The sequence below is a fragment of the Paraconexibacter sp. genome, from assembly GCF_059438195.1.
Window position 1 is genome coordinate 22089 of sequence record NZ_JBLKKY010000058.1, and the last position, 6000, is coordinate 28088.

The following is a 6000-nucleotide window of genomic DNA, read 5'->3' on the forward strand; positions in this document are numbered from 1 at the left end:
CAGTCACCGCGGACGGACGTGCGAACGCGGCGTGAGAAAACTCCCCCGTCGCGCCGCCCCCGCGGGCCGAGCCCGGCACTCCGGGTCGCCGCGATGCGCGCCCATTGCACCTTGTCGGTCAGATCTGACCGACAAGGTGAAAAACGGCGGAGTCGCTACCCCTCCGCGGGCGCCCCGGCGCCGGTGTGCAGCGCCCACGCCTTCTCGAGGCCCTGGAGGATGACCTCGGGCGGCTGGGCGCCGGTGAGCCCGAACCGGCGCTCGAGGACGAAGGCCGGGACGCCCTGGAGGCCGAAGCGCATCGCGGTCTCGATGTCCTGGCGGACGTCGTCGGCGTGCGCGTCCCCGCCGAGGACCGTCTCGACCTCGGCGGCGTCGAGCCCCGCCTCGGTCGCGAGGCGCGTGAGCGTCGCGTGGTCGCCGACGTGCTCCCCCTCGATGAAGTACGCGCGCAGCAGCCGCTCCTTCATCGCGTCCTGCCGGCCGACCGTCCCGGCGTGCTGGAGGAGGCGGTGGGCGTCGAAGGTGTTCGTCATCCGGATCGCGTCGACGTCCATCTCGAGACCCGCGTCGGCGGCCATCCGCACGATCGAGGCCTGCATCGCACGGGCCTCGTCGAGCGTCTTGCCGTACTTGCTCGCGAGGTGCTCGGCCTGTGAGCCCTCGATGTCGCGGGGGGCGTCAGGGGCGAGCTGGAAGCTCCGCCACCGCAGGTCGACCTCCTCCGCGTGCGGGAACGTCGCGAGCGCCGACTCGAGGTGCCGCTTGCCGATGTAGCAGAAGGGGCAGGCGACGTCGGACCAGACTTCGAGGAGCATCCTCCTAGGCTCGCACACGCGTGCCATAGGCTCGTGCGCATGCCCGCCCGCGACTTCGGTCCCACCTCCACCTCCGACGACGTCCTCGAGGGCGTCGACCTCACCGGCCGCCACGCGGTCGTCACCGGCGCGAGCGCCGGTCTCGGCGAGGAGAGCGTCCGCGCGCTCGCCGCCCACGGGGCGACGGTGACGATGCTCGGCCGCGACCCGTCCCGGATCGAGGCGGCCGCCGCCCGCGTCCGCGAGGCGGTCCCCGGTGCCGACCTGCGGACCGGTGAGCTCGACCTCGCCTCGCTCGCGAGCGTGCGCCGGTGCGCCGAGCGCCTGAACGAGGGGGCGGCGATCGACATGCTCCTCAACAACGCCGGGGTCATGGCCTGCCCGCAGGGCCGCACCGAGGACGGCTTCGAGACGCAGTTCGGCACCAACCACCTCGGCCACTTCCTCCTCACGGTGCTCCTGCTCCCGACGCTCGCGCGCGCCGACGCGCCCCGCGTCGTCACGACCTCCTCCGCCGCGCACGGCATCAGCGACGTCGACCTCGACGACCCGGGCTTCGAGCGCACCGACTACGACCCGTGGGTCGCCTACGGGCGCTCGAAGTCCGCCAACGCCCTCTTCGCGCTCGCCCTCGCCGACCGTCTCGGTGACGACGCCCGCAGCTACTCGCTCCATCCGGGCGTCATCCGCACCGAGCTCATGCGCCACATGCCCGAGGAGACGATCGCCGCGATGTCCGAGCGCATGCAGGACCGCATGAAGACCGTCCCGCAGGGCGCCGCGACGCAGCTCTACGCGGCGACCGCCCCCGAGATCGCCGGCGAGAACGGCATCTACCTCGCCGACTGCGCGCCCGGCCGCCTCGGCGACCCGACCGAGTACGGCGGGGTCAAGCCCTACATCACCGACCGCTACCGCGCCGAGGCTCTGTGGGCCCTCAGCGAGCGGCTCGTCGGCCTCGGGGACCCCGTCTGAGGACTCGACGGCCCCCGGTGGCCCTTGCTACACTCTGTGGCCCGCCGCGGGGTGGAGCAGTCTGGTAGCTCGTCGGGCTCATAACCCGAAGGTCGCAGGTTCGAATCCTGCCCCCGCTACTTCCGAAGGGCCCTGAGATCCGGGCCTTTCGTCGTTCTGGAGGGCGGCGCGAGGGGCGCTGCGGGTACCAAATGGGTACCAATTTCGATTCTGAGATCGGACGCCCGTCGGCCAGTTGGCGGTCAACCGGACCCTCGCGAGGCGATCCGGGACGGGCGTGTCTCCCAGACCTTCGACACACGCCGACGAGCGGCGGGCTGCGCGCACCGCAGCGCAACCGCTCAAGCGGTTGCCGCCGATGCGAGTCCGAGTAGCTCGCTCAGCGCGCCGCCCTGGCGCTCAACCGCATCGAGGCGCTCGCGCGTGATGACAACTTGCGACTTGATTGTCCGCGCCGTTGGGCCTGTTCCTAGCCGTGCCGCGGGAGGCTTGCCCGGGCGCAGAACCGCGACGACGTCACCGACCTCGATGCCGATGGCGTCGAGACTGCGGAAGCGCATCGCGTTGACGGCCGCCTCGACGACCCGGGAGTCGGTGAGCGGCTCGGACACGCCGTCGATGCGGATGCGGACGGGGACGAACTCGTTGCTGCTGCTGTGCAGCGCGACGTGCTCGAGCTCGAGTTCCTCGGCCAGCCCTTCACACCACTTCTTCTCGTCGAGGTACTCGACGCGCGAGAGAAGCAGATCCTCGATCTCGCGCTGGGAGTGATGCTCGCCGACAACCCGGTCAACGAACTGCACCGTGCGTTCGCCGACGGTTATGACGTCGGTGTCGATCATGCCCCGGCGCAGGTAGGGCTGCCAGTCGTAGACGATCTCCGCCCAAGGCGTCTGCGGACGCAGCGCAAGGTACGCCAGCCCGCCAGCCCACTCGCGTGCAGCATCGTCGAGGTCGTGCACGACGGCTGCTCGTAGCTGCTCGTCGGCGCGACCCAGGAATCCAGGCGACTTGCCGTCGCCGAGGAACGCCCCGAACAACTCGCCAGACAAACGCACGAGCCGTTGGTCGTCCAATGCGTCCTCGGCCCAGGCGGTGACCAGGACGCTGACGAGCGCCTGGTAGTTGGCCGCCGGCGCATCGGAGCGTAGCAACGCGTGACGTGGGTCACTCACCGCTCGGCACCAGCGGCTGAGGACGTTGGTGACGCGCACACGCTGCCGGGCCTCCAGGGTCCACGCGACGCCCGTGCGCTCGTCGTCGTCGGTCGGGTCGGCGGTAGGGCCACCGCTGATGAGTCGCAGAACCGGGTGTTCCAGGGGCGCCTTGGCGAGCATGATCTCCAGCTCGCGGAACAGGTCGTGCCCGATGGGCATGACGGTCGGGCCCATTCCCCGGTAGTTCTCGGTCCGCGGATCGTAGTTGAGTTCCTCGGAGATCAGCCGGTCCCAGAAGTCAGTGCTGTCCTCCCGGGGCGCCTCGTCCTGCGCGCTCTGCGCACGCCGAGCGGCAGGCGTGTCGTCGATGTCGAAGATGCACTGCCGATGCAGCCAGCTCATCAGCCGCCCAAGCGGCGTCTCGGCGTCCTGCTCATGCAGATCGCTGGGGCGATCGCGCGACGCATCGCGGCTGGCCAGGCTGCGTTCCAGCGCGTTGGGGTCGTCGATAGCCACCGCGTTGGAGATCGCCTCGCCATTGGCGTCCGTCAGCCAGGCCAGCAGCGGCGGCTCTTCGAGCTCGGCTAGGGCCATGCCGGTGACCTGTCCGGTGAGGGCAGTTGCGCCACCGGCCCATGCGAGCTGCTGGTCGGCATCCGGCGCGGGCTCGGCGACAATGGCAATGTGGCCGTCCTTGCGCCACGTCGCACGACGGAGCGAGAAGGCCGGGCGTCCTTCGGCTGGATCGTCGGACTCGAACCTCAGCTCATGAAGCTGACCGTTCGGGACATCGATGAGCTCCAGGCCGGAGGTGAGGAACGGGGCGCGGACCTGGTCGGCACTGCCGTGACGGATCAGCGCGACTTCGGAGTTGCCGTGGTCGGCGCCTGAGTGGGTGAGCGTGAGCGCCGCGCGGGAAAGATTCGGCGAGCCGCACAGCAGCAGTCCCCGACCGTCGCACACGGCGCCGACGAGCTTGGCGTGCACGAACGTCGGCGGCTCGAAACGGCGCAGCTCCACCTTGCAGTCCACGGCATCCAGCACCGCCGCCAACGATGGCCCGTGCACACTGGTCGCCAGACCGAAGTACAGGTGGAGCCGCTTGGGCTGCGTGCGACGCAGTGCCTCGGTCAGCGCCAGCGCGTCGCGGTCGTAGTACGGCGCCGTGACATGCAGCTCATCGACCGGGCCGGGTAGCTGCTCGACAAACTGGTCGAGGAGCGGGCGCTCGTCGTTGACTGCGAACGGCGTAGGGCCGACTTGGCCGGTCATCCACGGGCATTGCTCGCGCAGGGCTGCGAAGCGCCGGCTGAGCTGCTCGTCGCCGGCGGCTTCAACCAGGCGGCCGACCCAGCGGCTCCAGGCACGCAGCGTGGCCAGGCCCTCGTCCGTCGCGGTGGTGAACGACGTGAAGACCTCCTTGCCGGCGTCCAGGCCGCTACGGGTCAGGTTGCCCGAGCCGACGACGAGCGTGGCTTCGTCGCGGCGCGCGAACAGGAAGGTCTTGGGGTGGAACGCTCCGCCGCCTGGCAGCTGCACTCCGCGAAGCAGGTAGACGCGGTTGGCCTGGCGGGCGAGGTAGTGCTGGTCGGGATCCAGGCGGTCCCACATCTGGCTGAGCTTCCAGTGGTCGGCCAGCACAACGGCGTTGAGCGGCGGGCCGCCGAGCTGGCGCAGCAGGTACTGGTCGAACAGGGTCAGTTCGAGGGCGTACGTCGTGCCCCAGAAGGCGCGCGTGCCAGGCCGGAACTGTGCGGCGACCTTCACCCGAAGACCCTCGCGATGAACGTCCGGCCGTCAGCGGTCAGCTGTGGGATCTCGTCGTCGCCCACGCGCGTCCACAGGCCCATGTCCTCGGACAAAGATGAGAGCGCGTTGCGACGGGCTCCCGAAGGCAAGAAGCGGTCATGTCCGGTGGGATAGAAACGCAGCCGCCCTTCCTCCCAACTGAAGCGGAAGGTCGACTCGGGCAGCTTGGAGTATGCGATGACCTCGTGCGGGCCGAGTACGAACGTCCGCAACGCCCACTCCAGCGTCTCGCCGACCGTCGGCTCGATGGAGGCTTCGCCACGCACCGCGGCGATCGCCCGCAGGAAGCCCAACTGGTGATCGGAGTCCTGACGCGCGACCCACTCCCACGGCCCGAGCATGCTGTCCGGCTGCGGCGTGTGCGCCTCAAACCACAGCAACGCCGCCAGACCCGAGATCGCGGTGTTCTGCTCCTCCGTCCAGGTCCGCACATCTTCCCAGTGCAAGTCAGCGGCGGCGGCGAGTACGCTGTCGCGCAGCTCAGCCAGCGGCTGGTCAGGTCGCCAGCCGACGGCGCTGCCGGCAAGCTCGAAGACACCGGCACCGGCTAGGCGATCATGGATGAACGAGCGAAGCTCGCTGCGCGTCATCCCGTCGTGTTCTTGGTAGTCCAGCCCGCGACGGCAGAACTCCGTCCACAAGGAACAGATCGCGTCCTGAACGCACTCCTTCATCGCGAGTGCGCCCCATGAGGCGTAGGACTCCGCCTGAGGTCTCGGAGCCGCGGTGGCCTCGTGGAGGGCGTCGATCGTTCCGCGCCGGAAGCTGCTGTCGTCCCGGGCGACATCGGGATGCCGGTCGATCTGATCGAGGAACAGCGCGAACGCGCGGCGCCGTTGCTCCACCGGATCGGCACGCTCCTGGCGGCCGAGCTCAAAGTAGGCCTCACGGATGGCCTGCTGCTCTGCAGGGCGCTGATCCAGGCGGCAAAGGCAGGCGGCTTCTGAGAGCTCGCGGATCACGCCGAGCGGAATAGGGTCGACACCGTTCATGTGGCCCTTCGCGACATACGTCGTGCCCGCGATCGCTTCGCGGAAGGTGTCGGCGAGCGCCTGCGCGCGCTCGGAGCCAGGGCGCAGGACGTCGATGCGTGTCGTCTGGTCTCCGAGCGCCGCGCCGGCGGGGATGACCACGTCCAGTTCGACCAGCGGAGAGCGGTAGTACAGACCGTAGCCGCCCATGGAGCGAGGTTGTCCCGTAGCTCGTAGAACTTTGTAGGTGGCGGTCCTCCCGCCTCGTCC

4 protein-coding genes and 1 tRNA gene are annotated in these 6000 nt (G+C 69.8%); 2 read left to right on the forward strand and 3 right to left on the reverse strand.

Features of this window, described 5'->3' with window-relative positions; all coding sequences use genetic code 11:
* Positions 1 to 155 precede the first annotated feature (155 nt).
* Positions 156 to 818 (reverse strand): DsbA family oxidoreductase, encoded by a 663-nt coding sequence (locus tag ACME2J_RS17180; RefSeq protein ID WP_495546165.1) that lies wholly within the window; start codon positions 816 to 818, stop codon positions 156 to 158.
* Between the two features lie 39 nt (positions 819 to 857).
* Between ACME2J_RS17180 and ACME2J_RS17185 the strand changes: the two genes are divergently transcribed.
* Together ACME2J_RS17185 and ACME2J_RS17190 are read left to right on the forward strand one after the other, a co-directional pair.
* The gene (locus ACME2J_RS17185) at positions 858 to 1793 is read left to right on the forward strand and encodes an SDR family NAD(P)-dependent oxidoreductase (RefSeq protein WP_495546166.1); all 936 of its coding nucleotides are present in this window, start codon (positions 858 to 860) and stop codon (positions 1791 to 1793) included.
* Positions 1794 to 1838: 45 nt separating this feature from the next.
* Positions 1839 to 1912, forward strand: a tRNA-Met gene (locus ACME2J_RS17190).
* 222 nt (positions 1913 to 2134) lie between these two features.
* On the opposite strand, the gene ACME2J_RS17195 is transcribed toward ACME2J_RS17190, so the two are convergent.
* Together ACME2J_RS17195 and ACME2J_RS17200 are read right to left on the reverse strand one after the other, a co-directional pair.
* On the reverse strand, positions 2135 to 4717 hold the full coding sequence (locus ACME2J_RS17195) for a hypothetical protein (RefSeq protein ID WP_495546167.1): 2583 nt from the start codon (positions 4715 to 4717) through the stop codon (positions 2135 to 2137).
* The gene (locus ACME2J_RS17200; RefSeq protein ID WP_495546168.1) at positions 4714 to 5940 is read right to left on the reverse strand and encodes a hypothetical protein; all 1227 of its coding nucleotides are present in this window, start codon (positions 5938 to 5940) and stop codon (positions 4714 to 4716) included. The genes ACME2J_RS17195 and ACME2J_RS17200 overlap by 4 nt, the downstream gene beginning before the upstream one ends.
* Positions 5941 to 6000 lie beyond the last annotated feature (60 nt).